Origin of the sequence: Nocardia sp. CA-129566, assembly GCF_050956075.1 — a bacterium.
GTDB lineage: Bacteria > Actinomycetota > Actinomycetes > Mycobacteriales > Mycobacteriaceae > Nocardia.
Genome location: NZ_CP192085.1, coordinates 2727054 through 2742561 on the forward strand (window position 1 = coordinate 2727054; position 15508 = coordinate 2742561).

The 15508-nt window shown below is 66.4% G+C and carries 10 protein-coding genes; 5 read left to right on the forward strand and 5 right to left on the reverse strand.

Annotation, left to right across the window (positions count from 1 at the left end; translation table 11 throughout):
- Window positions 1-82: 82 nt before the first annotated feature.
- Window positions 83-1618, forward strand: a complete 1536-nt coding sequence (locus ACQP0C_RS12230; RefSeq protein WP_433733035.1) for a PucR family transcriptional regulator — start codon at window positions 83-85, stop codon at window positions 1616-1618.
- A gap of 384 nt (window positions 1619-2002) precedes the next feature.
- Here ACQP0C_RS12230 and ACQP0C_RS12235 read toward each other — a convergent pair whose 3' ends face one another.
- Window positions 2003-3412 carry a purine-cytosine permease family protein gene (locus ACQP0C_RS12235; RefSeq protein ID WP_433733036.1) on the reverse strand — a complete coding sequence of 470 codons (1410 nt, stop codon included), beginning with the start codon at window positions 3410-3412 and terminating at the stop codon, window positions 2003-2005.
- An 87-nt stretch (window positions 3413-3499) separates the two neighbouring features.
- Window positions 3500-4459 carry a hypothetical protein gene (locus tag ACQP0C_RS12240; protein WP_433733037.1) on the reverse strand — a complete coding sequence of 320 codons (960 nt, stop codon included), beginning with the start codon at window positions 4457-4459 and terminating at the stop codon, window positions 3500-3502.
- A gap of 277 nt (window positions 4460-4736) precedes the next feature.
- On the opposite strand from ACQP0C_RS12240, the gene cobA reads away from it, so the two are divergent.
- From cobA to ACQP0C_RS12255, 3 genes are all read left to right on the forward strand, one after another.
- Window positions 4737-5957: a uroporphyrinogen-III C-methyltransferase gene (gene cobA, locus ACQP0C_RS12245; RefSeq protein ID WP_433734524.1), complete on the forward strand. Its 1221-nt coding sequence runs from the start codon at window positions 4737-4739 to the stop codon at window positions 5955-5957.
- 133 nt (window positions 5958-6090) lie between these two features.
- The gene (locus ACQP0C_RS12250; protein ID WP_433734525.1) at window positions 6091-7617 is read left to right on the forward strand and encodes an MFS transporter; all 1527 of its coding nucleotides are present in this window, start codon (window positions 6091-6093) and stop codon (window positions 7615-7617) included.
- 2 nt (window positions 7618-7619) lie between these two features.
- The gene (locus ACQP0C_RS12255) at window positions 7620-9101 is read left to right on the forward strand and encodes an MFS transporter (RefSeq protein WP_433733038.1); all 1482 of its coding nucleotides are present in this window, start codon (window positions 7620-7622) and stop codon (window positions 9099-9101) included.
- An 18-nt stretch (window positions 9102-9119) separates the two neighbouring features.
- Here ACQP0C_RS12255 and ACQP0C_RS12260 read toward each other — a convergent pair whose 3' ends face one another.
- The 3 genes from ACQP0C_RS12260 to ACQP0C_RS12270 all read right to left on the reverse strand — a co-directional run bounded on the left by ACQP0C_RS12260 (window position 9120) and on the right by ACQP0C_RS12270 (window position 12536).
- Window positions 9120-9530 carry a PPOX class F420-dependent oxidoreductase gene (locus tag ACQP0C_RS12260; RefSeq protein ID WP_433733039.1) on the reverse strand — a complete coding sequence of 137 codons (411 nt, stop codon included), beginning with the start codon at window positions 9528-9530 and terminating at the stop codon, window positions 9120-9122.
- A gap of 115 nt (window positions 9531-9645) precedes the next feature.
- The gene (locus tag ACQP0C_RS12265) at window positions 9646-11013 is read right to left on the reverse strand and encodes an aspartate aminotransferase family protein (protein ID WP_433733040.1); all 1368 of its coding nucleotides are present in this window, start codon (window positions 11011-11013) and stop codon (window positions 9646-9648) included.
- A gap of 32 nt (window positions 11014-11045) precedes the next feature.
- The gene (locus ACQP0C_RS12270) at window positions 11046-12536 is read right to left on the reverse strand and encodes a CoA-acylating methylmalonate-semialdehyde dehydrogenase (RefSeq protein WP_433733041.1); all 1491 of its coding nucleotides are present in this window, start codon (window positions 12534-12536) and stop codon (window positions 11046-11048) included.
- Window positions 12537-13441: 905 nt separating this feature from the next.
- Between ACQP0C_RS12270 and ACQP0C_RS12275 the strand changes: the two genes are divergently transcribed.
- Entirely contained in the window at window positions 13442-15121 is a 1680-nt protein-coding gene (locus tag ACQP0C_RS12275) for a PucR family transcriptional regulator (RefSeq protein WP_433733042.1), read from the forward strand.
- The last annotated feature ends 387 nt before the right edge of the window (window positions 15122-15508 follow it).

Sequence of the window (15508 nt, forward strand, 5' to 3'; positions counted from 1 at the left end):
CTCCAACCTCCAGGAACCGGGCGGCTATCGCAACGTACAGTTCGTCCGCTCGGATCGGTGGTCGGGATGACAAGATGACCGTATGTTGCCCACCGTCCGCGAGCTACTCGCCGATCAGTTCAGTGCGGCCGATCCGCTCGTTCTCGCTGGTCACAGCAGATTGGGGCGGTCGGTTCGCTGGGTGCACTCCAGCGAGATCTACGAGATCAGCCCGCTGCTGTCCGGTGGTGAACTGCTGCTCACCACCGGCCTGGGCCTGGCCGGTGTCGATGCGGGGACGCGCCGGCACTATCTGCGCGAGATAGCGGGCCGCGGGGTCGCCGGGGTGGCGTTCGAGTTGGGGCGCACCTTCGACGCGATGCCGCCGGATATGGTGGCGGAGGCTTCGCACAATGGGCTGCCGCTGATCGCGCTGCGCGCTGTGGTGCCGTTCATCGACCTGTGCCGGGCGGCCAATACCGAGATCGTGTCGCGGGAGGTGTCGGCGCTGCGGTTGCTCAACGAGCTCGCGCGTGATGTCACCAAGGAACTCGCGGCGGGTAACGGGTTGGCGCATCTGCTCGCCAGGATCGGTGCCGCTACCGGCTGTGCTTTGATCGTGACCAGCGGCAATGGTGCGTTGATCGCGGCGCACGGCGTGGACGATGATCGATCGGCGTGGGCCGCCGTCGAAGCGGCGGTCGCCTCGGCGCCGATCCGTGCGCGGGAGAACAACTGGGGAACGCTCACCGCGGGACCGGGATCCGTGCTCGACGAGGCCACGCTGGCGCAGGTGCTGGAGCAGTCCGCGCCGAGCCTCGGTTTGGCCCTGACGAATTCGGGTGCGCCGACCGGGCGGCCGCAACTGGCGGCAATGACGCTGCTGGCGGATCTGTTGGACGGCAAGCCGATTCGACAGGCCGATCTGAAGGTGCGCGGTACCGCAGCCGGAGTTGCGGCGCTGTCGGGGCGGATACTCGTCCCGGTCGCGATCGACGCGCCTGATGCGCGTATTGCCGCGCGTCTATTGGATACCGCGGCAAAGGAACTCGGTAGACCTGGGCTCGCTGGGGAGGTGCATGCCACGACGTATGGGGTGCTCACGGTCGAGCGAGGTGGTGCGGATCCGGTCGGTGCCGCAGTACGCGTACTGCGAAAGTCGTTTGCTACCAATGCTGTCGAAGGGGTCACGATCGTGGTCGGCGATCCTTGTGAGTTCACCGCGCCCGCGCTCACCGGCTCGCTGCAAGCCACACGTTCCGCACTCCGGCTCGCGACTGTTCATCGCCGGGATCGGCTGGCGGGCAGCCCGATCTCGACCTGCCGCGAATTGGCCACGGAGTTGGTGGTCGAATCTCTCCCGGAATCCGAACGAACTCGCTTGATAGCCACCACCGTCGCGCCCCTGATCGCCTGGGACACAACCCATCACAGCAATTTGTCCCGCACCCTGGAGGTCTACCTCCGGCACGGCGCCAGCCCGACCCGCAGCGCCACCGCCTTGCATATCGGACGCCAATCTCTCTATCAACGCCTCGACCGCATCCGCGAACTCCTCGGTTACGACCCGAGCGACCCGGCATTAGCCGGAACCTTGCTGCTAGCCCTGTGCGCCCACCGACTCGCCGCAGTGAGCTGACGCGCCGTAGGCGTCGGAAAATCCCAGCAATACAACAGTTTTCGCCGGTCGGCTCGCGTACGGTGATGCCACCTCTCTTCGAGGGGCGGAGGACTCGGTCCTACTCCGCGCCCAGAAGGGAGGTGGTGGGGATGGCGAAACATCGCCGGAAAAAGAGCAAGGCCCCGGTCGACTACGGCATCGTCTTCGTAGGTGCTGCCGTGATCGCCGGGGCTCTCCTGCTGGTCCGCTGGTTGCGGGCTAGCTAACCCATCAGGTGGGGCGTCGCTCACAACGGCGTCCCACCGCCCAGCATCACTCGCGTGACAACTCAACTGTACGGCCTGTGCCCGATCAGATCCACTGAATCGGGGATCGTCGCCCTTCGTATCCGCCCCGACACGGTCACTCGGTAGACGCGGCGACCGAATCGTCGGCGGAGTTACGCGGACGCGCGAGCACGAAATACGCGACTCCAGAGAGCAGGAAGCCGACGAAGAAGGTGATATCGCCGAGGTCCGGTAGCGCGCGAACCGCGTAGCCGGTGAACTTGGCTTGGTTGGAGAACAACAATACGGAGATGACCAGACCGATCAGGAATGCTGCCACACCACCCCAATTGGTGTAGGAGCGGTTGTACAGCAGCCCGTCGAGTTTGCGGCCGCGTCGCAGGTATTGGTCGGCGAACATGACGCCGAGCCAGGGGCCGATCCAATAGGCGACGACGAGCAGGAACGACTCGTAGCTGGCGGCCGCGTCGGGCAGTGCCCACCACGCGACCAGAAAACCGATGGCGCCGAACACGATCGATACAACGGCGCGCTGGGTGCGCAGCGGCAACTTGACACCAATGGTCACAAAAGCCATCGCACCCGAATACACATTGAGCGCATTGGCGGCGACGGCCCCGATGGCGATCGCCAACAATGTCAGATCGGCGAGCGCCGTAGGCAGATTCGCTGTGAAGATATCGGTCGGACTGCCGACAACCGTGCTGGCTATGGTCGCCGATGCGGCGCCGAGCACCGACAGCCACAGGCAGGAAACGAACAATCCGGCCGCCGCGTAACCGCCGGTCGCGACCTTCGACACCGCGGCGGGCAGATAGCGAGAGTAGTCCGCCGCGTACGGATTCCAGCCACCTGCGTACCCGAACGCGGTGCCGACGGTGAGCAGGAACCCACCCATACCGCCCACGCCACCGGACGGCGCCGCGGCACCGAGGTCGGCCTTGGTGAAGATCACGACTGTCACGATCAGGAACACCATGGCCAGCGCCGGGAAGACGATCCGCTCGAACGCGTGCACCAGATTGTGACCGAAGACGGCAAATCCGGTCTGCGCCACCACGATCAGCCCTAATGCGGCGAGTTTGGGCATCCCGGTCAGGGTGCTCAGCGCGAACGCACCGCTGACGCTATTGGTGGCGAACCAGCCCACGCCGCACATGATCGACATGAACGCCGCGGGCAGCGCATTGCCGCGATAGCCGAATGCCGTGCGGCCCAACACCATTTGTGGCACACCGAAGAGTGGGCCGCGCGCGGACAGCACGTAATGTGCGGCAGCGCCGAGTCCGACGCCGACGGCCAGCCCGAGTCCGGCTTGCCAGAAGTTCATGCCGAAGGCGGTCACCGACAGCACGCCGATGAAGATGGTGGCGAACTCCAGGTTCGGTGAGGTCCAGGTCCAGAAGAGTTGGCGCGGGCTGCCGTGCCGCGCGTCATCGGGAATGTATTCGTTGCCGCCCGGTTCCACCGCGATGACGCGATCGGCGTATTCGGATGCCAGCGGCGTGTCATCGGTCAATGCCATCCCTGAACACTGGTTGCTGATCGGGTTCCGGACAACCGACGAATCGTACGCCAGCGCGAGCTTCGCTGCGGACAGTTCGTCGCAAAGTCAGTGCACCGTGCTGGTTTGGTTGCTCCAGTTCGGTGATGGGGCCAGAAATCGGCCGGTGCCCGCGACGAATGTGCTGCGGGCGGTGATGTCGCCACGGAGTTCGGCCAGCAACCAGGCGGTTGGGTAGCCCAGGTATCCGTACACCCCGGTGGTGCACGGAGAGGAAGCTCGAGCGCAGTCGGGTTGACCCTGAATATCGTTGTGGTTCAACCCGTTCAGCGTGCCCCATGCCTTCGTTACGGTCGCGGCCTCGTAATAGGCTCGATTCGACTGCAACCCGCTGGACTCCCACGGCCGTAGCTGATCCGACGGCGAAATGAAGACATCCGCCGAGCCGTTCACCAAGAACAGCGAACCCGAACTCAGGCTCCGGGTGTCGGCACAGGTGCCCGAGCACCAGATCCGGGCGGGTAATTCGAACGGAATCGCGGTCTTGATCGCCCCGGCCGAATTGATCATCGCGTTGAGTACACCGTTCGCGCCTTGAGAATGCCCCAGCGCACCGACCGACGTCGGGTCCAGCCTGCCGAAGAATACGCTCGACGGATCCCGCGCCCGGTCCAGCAGATACGTCAGCGACGACAGGATGTCGACCCCGGACCCGGTCTGCCGATTCTCCGTCGCGATCACGACGAATCCCCACGACGCCAAATGCCGCAACAGATAGGCGTATTGGCTCGGCACGGCATCGGTGCCGTTGCCCCACACCACGATCGGATGCCGGGTGGCGCCGAGATCGCTCGGGTACCAGATGTCGTACTCGGCCCCGGTCGAATCACAACAACCGAATCCGATCTCTTCGGTGACCGTCGACGGCCCTGCCTGGAAGTAAACCGATTCGACTCCGTCGGCAGGCGTATAGGCCGCCGGATCCGCCTGCGCGCTACCACCCGTCGCGAGCCAGCCGATCAACAGCACCGATACCGCCGCACGGACCACCCGACCCCAGCGATTCATGTGCCGGAGTATAGGGACCGCTCGATCCGAAATCCGGTTGGGCCGAGGACCGTCGTAACGAGCTGGCCCGTCCGAACCTGCGTGATGTCGGCCTGCCTGCTGGTCGCGGACCGTCAGCTCGCGGGCGATGCCCTTGCCGCACAGTTGCTGAGGCGGGTGATTGCCGAGAGCATGTCCGCAGGACGTAGGCTCGAACACTGTGCCGAACACGCCAGTACCCACCGATGACCAGTCGGAACGCGACTCCGATGCCCGTCCAGCCAGCGATCCGAACTACCTGGTCGGGCTCGATCTCCATGGGCGGCGTGTCGTCGTGGTCGGCGGCGGGACGGTGGCGCAGCGCCGGCTCGGGTTGCTGATCGCTTCCGGGGCGGATGTGCATGTGGTCAGTCGCGAAGTCACCCCGGCGGTGGAGGGTATGGCGACATCGGGGCAGCTCACGCTGACGTTGCGCGCCTATGCCGAGGGCGATCTGGACGGCGCCTGGTACGCGATCGCCTGCACCGACGAACCGGAGACCAATGCCGCGGTGGTCGAGGAGGCCACCCGGCGCCGGATCTTCTGTGTGCGCGCCGACATCGCCCGGCTCGGCACCGCGGTGACTCCCGCGACCGCCCGGCACGACGGACTCACCCTCGGTGTGCTGGCCGGTGGTCAGCATCGACGCTCCGCGGCGGTGCGCAATGCGCTGCTCGAGGCGCTGCAATCGGGTGTGGTGTCCGATGATTCGACGCCGATCACCCCGGGTGTCGCGCTGGTCGGCGGTGGTCCCGGCGATCCGGATCTGATCACGGTGCGCGGGCGCCGCCTGCTCGCGCGCGCGAATCTCGTTGTCGCCGACCGGCTCGCACCGCCGGAGCTGCTGGCCGAACTCGGTCCCGATGTCGAGGTGATCGATGCGGCGAAGATTCCGTATGGGCGGGCGATGGCGCAGGAGGCGATCAATTCCGCGCTGATCGAGGGTGCCAAGGCGGGCAAATTCGTGGTGCGGCTCAAGGGCGGCGACCCGTATGTCTTCGGGCGTGGCTATGAGGAAGTCGAGGCCTGCGTCGAGGCGGGCGTTGCGGTGACCGTGGTGCCGGGTATCACCAGCCCCATCTCCGTCCCCGCCGCCGCCGGCATCCCGGTGACCCATCGCGGCGTCACCCACGAATTCGTGGTGGTGAGCGGCCATGTCGCACCCGACCACCCGGATTCACTGGTCGACTGGCCCGCCCTGGCCCGGCTGCGCGGCACCATCGTGCTGATGATGGCGGTCGAGCGCATCGAACAATTCGCGACCGCGCTGCTCGAGGGCGGTCGCCCCGCCGACACCCCGGCCACCGTCATCCAGGAGGGGACTCTGCGCACCCAGCGCATCCTGCGCGCCGACCTCGGCACCGTCGCCGCCCGGGTCCGTGCAGAGGGCATCCGCCCGCCCGCGATCGTCGTCATCGGCCCCACCGCAGGTTTTTCGGCCGATCGGGACCAGCCGCGGGCCGCGTCGTCGGCCGAATAGCACAGACGATTGGGGCATGTCACAAGGCCCAGTGGCTTTCGCTATGACTGCGCGAATCGTGCCCGCGCGTGCGCGGGGGTGAGATCGGTATCAATTACAGTGGCTCACCGTGCTCGATAATCCCGCGGCGACGATGAAGTATCCGGTGACGGAGCGGGCCTTCGGGCTCGCGATTCTCGTGTTGAGCGGATTGCAGCTGATGGTTGTGCTCGACGGCACGGTGGTGATCTTCGCCCTGCCGCGACTGCAGCAGGAGATGGGGATGACCAGCGCGGGGGCCGCGTGGACGGTGACCTCGTACGGACTGACCTTCGCCGGTCTCATGCTGCTCGGCGGGCGACTCGGCGATGCGTTCGGGCGTAAACGGATGCTGATGCTCGGCGTCGGATTGTTCACCGTCGCATCGCTGCTCTGCGGGCTCGCGCAGAGTCAGGCCATGCTGATCGCGGCGCGCGCGGTGCAGGGTGCGGGTGCCGCGATCGCCGCGCCGACGGCCTTCGCGCTGGTGGCAACGACCTTCGCGCCCGGCAAGGCGCGCAATCAGGCGGTCGCGATCGTCGGCTCGATGGTCGGTATCGGATCGGTCGGCGGTCTGGTGGTCGGCGGTGCGCTGACCCAGCTGTCCTGGCGCTGGATCTTCCTGATCAATGTGCCGATCGGCACATTGATCATCATCGGTGCGCTGTTCCAGCTCGCGGACACCGAACACCATCGCTCCGCACTCGATATCCGCGGCGCGGTGCTCGGCACCCTGGCCTGCGCCGCGATCGTGTTCGGCGCGACCGAAGGGCCGGAAATGGGCTGGGGTAGTCCGGCGATCATCGGCGCGCTGGTCGCGGGCGTGGTGCTGCTCATCGTCTTCGTGGTGGTGGAGCGCACCGTCGACGATCCACTGCTGCCGTGGTCGCTGTTCGACAGCCGCGATCGGGTCACCACCTTCGCGCTGATCTTCCTGGCCGGTGGTGTGCTCGGCGCGATGACTTTCTTTGTCGCGCAGTTTCTACAGAATGTGCTCGGCTACGGCCCGCTGGTGGCCGGTGTCGCCTCGATTCCGTTCACGATCGGTATCGGCGTCGGCGGCGCGCTGGCCTCCAAGGCGGCGTTGGTCGTCGCACCGCGCTGGCTGCTGTGCGGCTCCGCGTTCGTGTTGTCGGCCGGGCTGCTGGTCGGTTCGCAGCTCGATGGCGGTGTGAGCTACCTGACCATGCTGCTGCCGCTGTTGATCGTGATCGGTTTCGGAGTCGGCGTTGCGATGGTGCTCGCGCCGCTGTGCGTGCTGGTCGGGGTGCCGCCGTCGGATATCGGTCCGCTGTCCGCGGTGGGCCAGATGTTCATGAATTTGGCGACGCCGGTATTCATCGGGCTGCTCACCCCGATCGCGGCCTCCCGCACGATGTCCATGGGCGGGCGCACCGGCAAGGCGGCGGATATGAACGAGGCCGAGATCGTCGCACTCGGCAGCGGGTACACACTGGTTCTCGCGGTCTGCTCACTCGTCGCGGTCGCGGCTGGCTTCATCGCCCTGATGCTGCGTTTCACGCCGAAACAACTGGCCGAGGCCCAGCATGCGCAGGAGGAATCGCAGCGGACCGGGTCCATGCCGGTCATTCCTCGGACGGGGCCGATTCCGGTCATCCGTCGGTCTGACTACAGTGGCTGACTGTGCCAGACAATCCCGCGACGACGCGTTCTCCGGTGACGCGGCGGGCGTTCGGACTCGCAATTCTGGTGCTGAGCGGGTTGCAGCTGATGGTCGTGCTCGACGGCACGGTGGTAATTCTCGCGCTGCCCCGACTACAGGACGAACTGGGATTATCGAGTTCGGGTAGCGCCTGGATGGTCACCGCCTACGGCCTGCCGTTCGCAGGTCTGATGTTGCTCGGCGGCCGGATCGGTGACTCGTTCGGCCGCAAGCCCATGTTCATCACCGGGGTCGCGCTGTTCACAGTGGCCTCACTGCTGTGCGGACTCGCGCAGAACGAGGGGATGCTGATCGCGGCCCGCGCGATCCAGGGCACCGGTGCGGCGCTCGCGGCCCCGACGGCCCTGGCCCTGGTGGCGACCACCTTCGCACCCGGTCGCGAGCGCAATCAGGCGATCGCGATCTTCGGCTCCATGATGGCGGTCGGCTCGGTCGGCGGCTTGGTGATCGGCGGCGCGCTGACCGAGGCGAGTTGGCGGTGGATATTCCTGATCAATGTGCCGATCGGGGTGATGATCTTGTGGGGTGCGCTGTTCCAACTGCGCGATACCACCCACCATCGACTACCCCTGGACGTGCGCGGCGCGGTGCTCGGCACGGCGGCGTGTGCGTCCTTGGTATTCGGTGCGACCGAGGGACCCGAATTCGGCTGGGACAGTCCGATCATCATCGGTTCGCTGGCGGCCGGGGTGGTGCTGCTGATCTGCTTCGTCCTCGCCGAGCGGTGGGTCCGCAATCCCCTATTGCCCTGGTCGCTGTTCGATAATCGCGACCGCAACGCGACATTCGGTGCGATCCTGCTGGCCAGCGGAGTACTCGGCGCGACAACCTATTTTGCTGGCCTGTTCGTCCAGAATGCCGTCGGATACAGCCCGCTGGTTGCCGGGCTCGCCTTCATTCCGTTCACCATCGGCGCGGGTATGGGTACGGCGCTCGCCTCGAAACTGGCGATGACCGTGGCGCCGCGCTGGCTACTGAGTGGCGCCGCGGCGATCATGGTCGCCGGATTGCTGTTCGGCTCGACCCTGGATCGCGGTGTGCGATATCTGCCGACGCTGCTCGTGCTGTTCATCGTCATCGGATTCGGCATCGGCGTGGCGGTGGTGATGGTCCCGCTGTGTGTGCTGGTGGGTGTGCCGCCGAGGAATATCGGACCGCTGACGGCGGTCGGCCAGATGTTCATGAATCTGGGCACACCGGTCGCGATCGGACTGCTCGCACCGGTCGCCGCCACCCGCACGCTGTCACTCGGTGGCACCACCGGCAAACCCTCTGAGATGACCCCGGCTCAACTCGATGCCCTCGGCAGCGGTTACACACTGGTGCTTTTCGTCGCCGCGATCGGCGCACTGCTCGTCGGTCTGGTCGCGCTGACCTTGCGATACACCGCCGCCGAGGTGGGGCAGGCGCAGCATGCGCAGGAGGCGGCCAAGCAGGGGTGACTCCGCTCGGCCGTCGACTCACAGGCGGCCTGCGACCTTGCGCGGGGTGACACGGACGATCACGCGGGGTCCGTCGTTGACGGAGGCCGGGTTGAATTCGACGTACGGAAGTCCGTGGTAGTGGTTCGACAGCTCGTTCGGGAGCGTCTTGTCCGGATCGGGCGTCAGGGTGGCGGTGCCGCGAATCTCCGCGTACACGTACCGGTTCTCCGGCGGGTTGATCATGACGGTGATCCGCGGGTCGCGGGCGAGGTTCTTGCCCTGCTGGCGATCCACGGTGGTGGAGAACAGGAGATCGTCGCCGTCGCGCTTGAGCCAGACGACGGTCAGATGCGGTTGTCCGTTCGGCCCGATCGTGGCCGCGGTCGCATACACCTTGGCCTCGTCCAGATACTTCTTCAACTCATCGGAAAGCACAGCACTGGTCATGCGACAGTGAAACGTCCGGCCGATCAAGAACATTCCCGATCCGATCGGCCGGACGCGCGCCGGGCATTGCCCGGATCAGGCCGCAGCGGCCAGGCCCGGGTGGCGTCGAATCTGATCAGTCCACGTGCCCGTCGGCAATCGTCAGCACCTGGTCGAGGATCGCCAGGCCCTCCTTCGCCTCCGCTTCGCCGATGACACACGGTGGGACCACATGCAGCCGATTGAAATTGACGAACAGCAGCAGGCCGGCTGCCTTCGCCGCGGCGACCGTCTCCGATATCGCGGCGCTGGTGCCGCCATAGGGGGCGAGCGGTTCGCGAGTTCGCCTGTCCCGCACCAGTTCCAATGCCCAGAACACGCCGGTACCGCGCACATCACCGATGCTGGGATGGCGTTCGGCGAGTTCGCGTAGACCCGGACCGAGGATTCGGTCACCGATATCGGCGGCATTCTCCACGATTCGCTCGTCGCGCATCGCGGTGATGGTGGCGACCGCGGCCGCCGTCGCCAGCGGATGACCCGAATAGGTCAGCCCGCCCGGGTATGGGCGATCATCGAAGCTCGCCGCGATGGCCGGACCGATGGCGACACCGCCGAGCGGCACATAACCGGAGTTCACCCCCTTGGCGAAGGTCACCAGATCCGGGAGGACGCCGTCGAAATGCTCTATGGCGAACCACTTTCCGGTGCGACCGAAACCCGACATCACTTCATCGGCGATGAAGACGATGCCGTACTTATCGCACAGTGCCCGCACACCCGCCATATATCCGGGCGGTGGCACCATGATTCCCGCAGTGCCAGGGATGGATTCGAGCACGAGCGCGGCGATCGTGCCGGGCCCCTCGAAGGCGATGGTCTGCTCGAGATGCGCCAAAGCGCGTTCGGCTTCCTCGGATTCGGTGCTCGCGTGGAATTGCGACCGGTACAGGAACGGGCCGAAGAAGTGGACGACCCCACTATTGCCGTGGTCATTGGGCCAGCGGCGCGGGTCGCCGGTGAGGTTGATGGCGGTCTCGGTGCCGCCGTGATAGGAGCGATAGCGCGCGAGCACCTTGTAGCGTCCGGTATGCAGGCGCGCCATCCGGACCGCGTGCTCGACGGCATCGGCGCCGCCATTGGTGAAGAAGATCTTGTCCAGCTCGCCCGGGGTCCGCTCGGCAATGAGCCGGGCGGCCTCGGAGCGGGCGTCGTTGACGTGCTGCGGTGCCACGGTGCACAGCTTGGCGGCCTGCTCCCGCACCGCGGCAACGACTTTCGGATGCTGGTGACCGATATTGGTGTTCACCATCTGCGAGGAGAAATCGAGCAGGCGATTGCCGTCGCCGTCCCAGACGTAACAGCCCTGGGCCGCGGTGATGGTCATTGGGGTGAGCTGCGCTTGTGCGGACCAGGAGTGGAATACGTGGCGACGGTCGAGCTCGTAGGCGTGCGCGGCGGCCTGCCTGGCATCGGCGGCGGTCAATCCATTCGGGAGGGTCATCGGCGAGTTCTCCTGCGTCAGTAGAGGGCCGGCTACTTGTTCTGCGGGAATCCGAGTTCGAGCCCGCCGTGGCTCGGATCGAGCCAGCGCGTCGTCACGGCCTTGGCCCTGGTGAAGAAGTGCACGCCCTCGGTGCCATGTGCATGGGAATCGCCGAACAGTGAGTTCTTCCAGCCGCCGAAGCTGTAGTAGGCCATCGGAACCGGGATCGGCACATTGATGCCGACCATCCCGACCTCCACCTCGTTGTGGAAGCGCCGGGCCGCGCCGCCGTCATTGGTGAAGATCGCGGTGCCATTGCCGTACGGGTTGTCGTTGATCAGGACCAGCGCCTCGTCGTAGCTGTCGACACGCACGACCGACAGCACCGGGCCGAAGATTTCGTCGGTGTAGACGCTCATTTCGGTGCCGACGTGATCGAGAATCGTCGGGCCGAGCCAGAATCCGTCCGCCGCCCCGTCGGCCCGAACGCCGCGTCCGTCGAGAACGACAGTGGCTCCCGCGGATTCGCCCGCATCGATATAGGCGGCGACGCGATCACGGTGTTCACGGGTCACCAGCGGGCCCATATCGGTGTCGCGGGCGCCATCACCGGTCTTGATGGTCTTGGCGCGCTCGGTGATCTTGGCGACCAGCTCATCGCCGACCGCGCCCACCGCGAGCACCACGCTGATCGCCATACAACGCTCACCCGCGGAGCCGAATCCGGCGTTCACGGCGGCGTCGGCCGCCAGATTCAGATCGGCGTCGGGCAGCACGACCATATGGTTCTTCGCGCCGCCGAGCGCCTGCACGCGCTTGCCACTGGCGGTGCCGCGCTGGTAGACGTACTTCGCGATCGGCGTCGAGCCGACGAATGAGACGGCCTTGATATTCGGGTTGTCGAGCAGTTCGTCGACCGCGACCTTATCGCCCTGCAGCACATTGAAAACCCCTGCGGGCAAACCGGCCTCATGCCACAGCTCGGCCAGCCACAGCGAAGAGGACGGATCCTTCTCGCTCGGCTTGAGCACCACGGTGTTTCCGGCGGCGATCGCGATCGGGAAGAACCACATCGGCACCATCGCCGGGAAGTTGAACGGCGATATCACCGCGACCGGGCCGAGCGGCTGGCGGATCGAGAAGATATCCACCTTCGTCGACGCGTTCTCGGTGAATCCGCCCTTGATCAAATGCGGGACACCGCAGGCGAATTCGACCACCTCGAGGCCGCGGGTCACCTCGCCGAGCGCATCGGAGCGCACCTTGCCGTGCTCGGCGGTGATCAGCTCGGCGAGCTCTTCCTTGCGCTCGTTGAGCAGTTCGCGGAACCGGAACAGGATCTGGGTGCGCCGCGCCAGCGAGGTATCGCGCCACTCCGGGAACGCCGCCTTGGCCGATTCGATCACCGCCCTGGCATCCTCGACACCGGCCAGCGCGACCTGCCCGGTCACCACCCCGGTCGCCGGATTCGTCACCGGCGCGGACGCCGAGCTCGTGCCGGCGAAGGGCTTGCCGTCGAGCCAATGCGCGATTGTCTGCATATCTCCTCGATTCGATTCGTGGGCGTTCGCGGCGTCGACCGCTGAGCTGTTGAGTGCCGATTCACCGGTGTCCCCGGCGGGTCACCGGGATCCGGGGATGCGCCGTGGGCGGTGCGGCGCGGATGTTCTGGTCGGATCCCAGGGTGCGCCGGGGTGGGGTCATCAGGTTCTGTCTGCCGGGCTCGACGGTCGGGCTGGCGATGGATACTCGCTCGTCGCTCGTCGCTCGTCGCTCGTCGCTCGTCGCTCGGTGGTTGGCGCTCGGTGGTTGGCGGTTGGCGGTTGACGGCCGTTCGGTTGGCTGGCTGGCTGTCGGTCGGTTGGCGGACGTCGGTTGGTGTTGGTGGTTGGCGGCCGTCGGTTGGTGGTTGGCGGTCGTTCGGTTGCGGCCGTCGCTCGGTGTTGGCGCTCGGTGGTTGGCGTTGGTGGCTGGCTCTCGTTTGGTTGGCGGTTGGTGGTTGGCGGCCGTTCGGTTGGCTGGCTGTCGGTCGGTTGGCGGCCGTCGGTCGTTGGGTTGGCGGCCGTCGGTCGTTCGGTTGGCTGTTGGTGGCTGGTGGCCGTCGGTTGGTGGCCGTCGGTTGGTGGTTGGTGGTTGGTGGCCGTCGGTCGGTGGTTGGTGGTTGGCGGCCGTTCGGTTGGCTGGCTGGCTGTCGTTCGGTTGGCGGCCGTCGGTCGTTCGGTTGGCGGCCGTCGGTTGTGGCTGGCGGCCGTCGGTTGTGGCTGGCGGTCGTCGGCGGTGGTCGTCGATTGGTTGGCAGTTTGTGGTCGGCGGTCGTCGTGGTTCGGCGGTGTGCCGGTGGTGACGGTGCGTCGGATGCTGTTGTGGTCCCAACTCTGCACTATGGACCGCCCATATCGCCCCGACGATCTGTACGCGATTTCGGATTTGGTTTTACAATTCGTAGGTGTTGCTCTCTGTTGCCGATGTGCTGGCCATGCCGGTGGTGCGCGCGGGCGAGCCGCAGGTCGTCGGCGGGGGATCGCTGGATCGGCCGGTGCGGTGGGTGCACGTAAGCGACCTGCCGGATGTCGCCGAACTGCTGGTCGGCGGGGAGCTGATGCTGACCACGGGCTTGGCATTGACCGGTGGTGACGACTCGACGGTCGCCTATCTGCGATCGCTGGCCGCGGCGGGGGTGGCCGGGCTGGTCGTAGAACTCGGCGAGGCCGTGCCGGAGTTGCCTCGGGTGGTCGTGGAGCTGGCCGATGAACTCGAGCTGCCGGTGGTCGCGCTGCATAGGGTCACCCGATTCGTGGAGATCACCGAGGCGGTGCACCGGGTCATCGTGGCCGACCAGTACGCCGAACTGGAATTCGCGCGCACCGTGCACGAGACGTTCACCGAGTTGAGCGTGCGCCGGGCCTCGCTGGCCGAGATCGTCAAGACCGCCGCGGACATGCTCGATTCCTCGGTGGTGCTGGAGGATCTGGCGCACCGGGTACTGGCGCTCACCGCCCGGCACACCAGCACCTCGGCGATCCTGGAGAACTGGGAGACCACCTCGCGACTGCTGCCCGCCGGGTGGGATGTGGTCGCGGTCGGCCCGCATACCCAGCGGTGGGGTCGGCTGATTCTGCGATCGAGCCGGGTCGCGACGCCGCGGGCGCGGATGGTGCTGGAGCGCGCGGCCCAAACGCTGACGCTGCACCGGATGATCGACAAGGACCGCTTCGGCTTGCATCGGCAGGCGCAGACCGGACTCATCGACGATATGGTCAACGGCCGTGTGCTCGACGAGCGCGATGCGCAGGCCAGAGCGGCCGCGCTGGGGCTGCTGATCCGCCGGGTGAACTACGTTCCGCTCGCGGTAGCCGTTGCCGCTCTTGCCGAAGCCGATCAGGTCGCCAGACAGCGGCGCAGTGCGGGCGTGCTGGACGCGGTGACCCACGGTCTCGGTCTATCGAAGGCGACCGCATTGACCGCGGCCGAGCACGGCGATCGTGTCGCCATGGTGCTCGCGGTAGCGCGCAACGCCGATCTCGACGACGCGCTCCGTGCCGTATGCGCGGCGATCACCGCCGAGGTGCGGCGGGTGGACGGGGTGCACCGCGTGGTCATCGGCGTTGGTGCCGAGGGGGATTCGCTGCTGGATACCGCGCGCGAGTTGGCGCATGCATCGCATGTCGCCGAGGTCGCGCTATCGCTGGAGTCATCGGTATCCGATTCGCCGCGCTCGCGGGGCACGGTGGGGGCACGCTCTGCTACCGCCTCCCGGCCGGTCACTCGGACGGCAGAGCCGCGGCCGTTCTATCGCAGCGGCGATATCCGGTTGCGCGGACTGCTCTCGCTGATCCGCAGTGAACCGGGTGTGCAGAGTTTCGCGGAAACGGAGCTGAGTGCGTTGCTGCGCTACGACATTCGGCATGCGGCCGATCTGACGCGCACGCTGCGGCAGTTCCTCGATGTGGCGGGCAATAAGACCGAACTCGCCAAGCGACTCAATATCAGCAGGCCGACCCTCTACGACCGGCTCGCCCGCATCGAGCGGATCCTCGGCATCGATCTCGAGGACGGCGAGTCCCGCACCTCGCTGCATACCGCACTACTCATTCGCGACCTGTCCGCCGACGCCGACGAGCTCTGACCGGAGACTCGACGAAAGAGGTTCTGACGCAAGGGAACCCGAGGGTCTAGCCTACCCTCGGGTTCCTCGGTGCCACCCAGATTCGCGCACCGGATCGTGGAATCGGATCAAGCTCACCGCGACGCGTCCTACGTTTGGACCATCTCCGCATGTGGCGCGGAGAACGGGGGTTGAACCCGCACCTCGTCGCTCCGTGTCCTTTCCTCGTGATCGGGTGATCGGCGGCGAATGCTCAAGCTGGAGCGAGAGTCTGAGATTCCGGCTGCCTCTACCGATTGGGCTATCCGGGCCTGTGCCCGGAGCGGGATTCGAACCCGCACTGACACCGTGTCTTCAGGCTTATCTTCAGTTTGAGTTTGCGCTCTTGCGCTTCCCCCGCACCGGCGG

Excerpts from the sequence above, each read along its gene's own strand:
- ACQP0C_RS12230 (WP_433733035.1), top strand. The coding sequence starts at position 83 with ATGTTGCCCACCGTCCGCGAGCTACTCGCCGATCAGTTCAGTGCGGCC.
- ACQP0C_RS12235 (WP_433733036.1), bottom strand. The coding sequence starts at position 3,412 with ATGGCATTGACCGATGACACGCCGCTGGCATCCGAATACGCCGATCGC.
- ACQP0C_RS12240 (WP_433733037.1), bottom strand. The coding sequence starts at position 4,459 with ATGAATCGCTGGGGTCGGGTGGTCCGTGCGGCGGTATCGGTGCTGTTG.
- ACQP0C_RS12250 (WP_433734525.1), top strand. The coding sequence starts at position 6,091 with ATGAAGTATCCGGTGACGGAGCGGGCCTTCGGGCTCGCGATTCTCGTG.
- ACQP0C_RS12260 (WP_433733039.1), bottom strand. The coding sequence starts at position 9,530 with ATGACCAGTGCTGTGCTTTCCGATGAGTTGAAGAAGTATCTGGACGAG.
- ACQP0C_RS12265 (WP_433733040.1), bottom strand. The coding sequence starts at position 11,013 with ATGACCCTCCCGAATGGATTGACCGCCGCCGATGCCAGGCAGGCCGCC.
- ACQP0C_RS12270 (WP_433733041.1), bottom strand. The coding sequence starts at position 12,536 with ATGCAGACAATCGCGCATTGGCTCGACGGCAAGCCCTTCGCCGGCACG.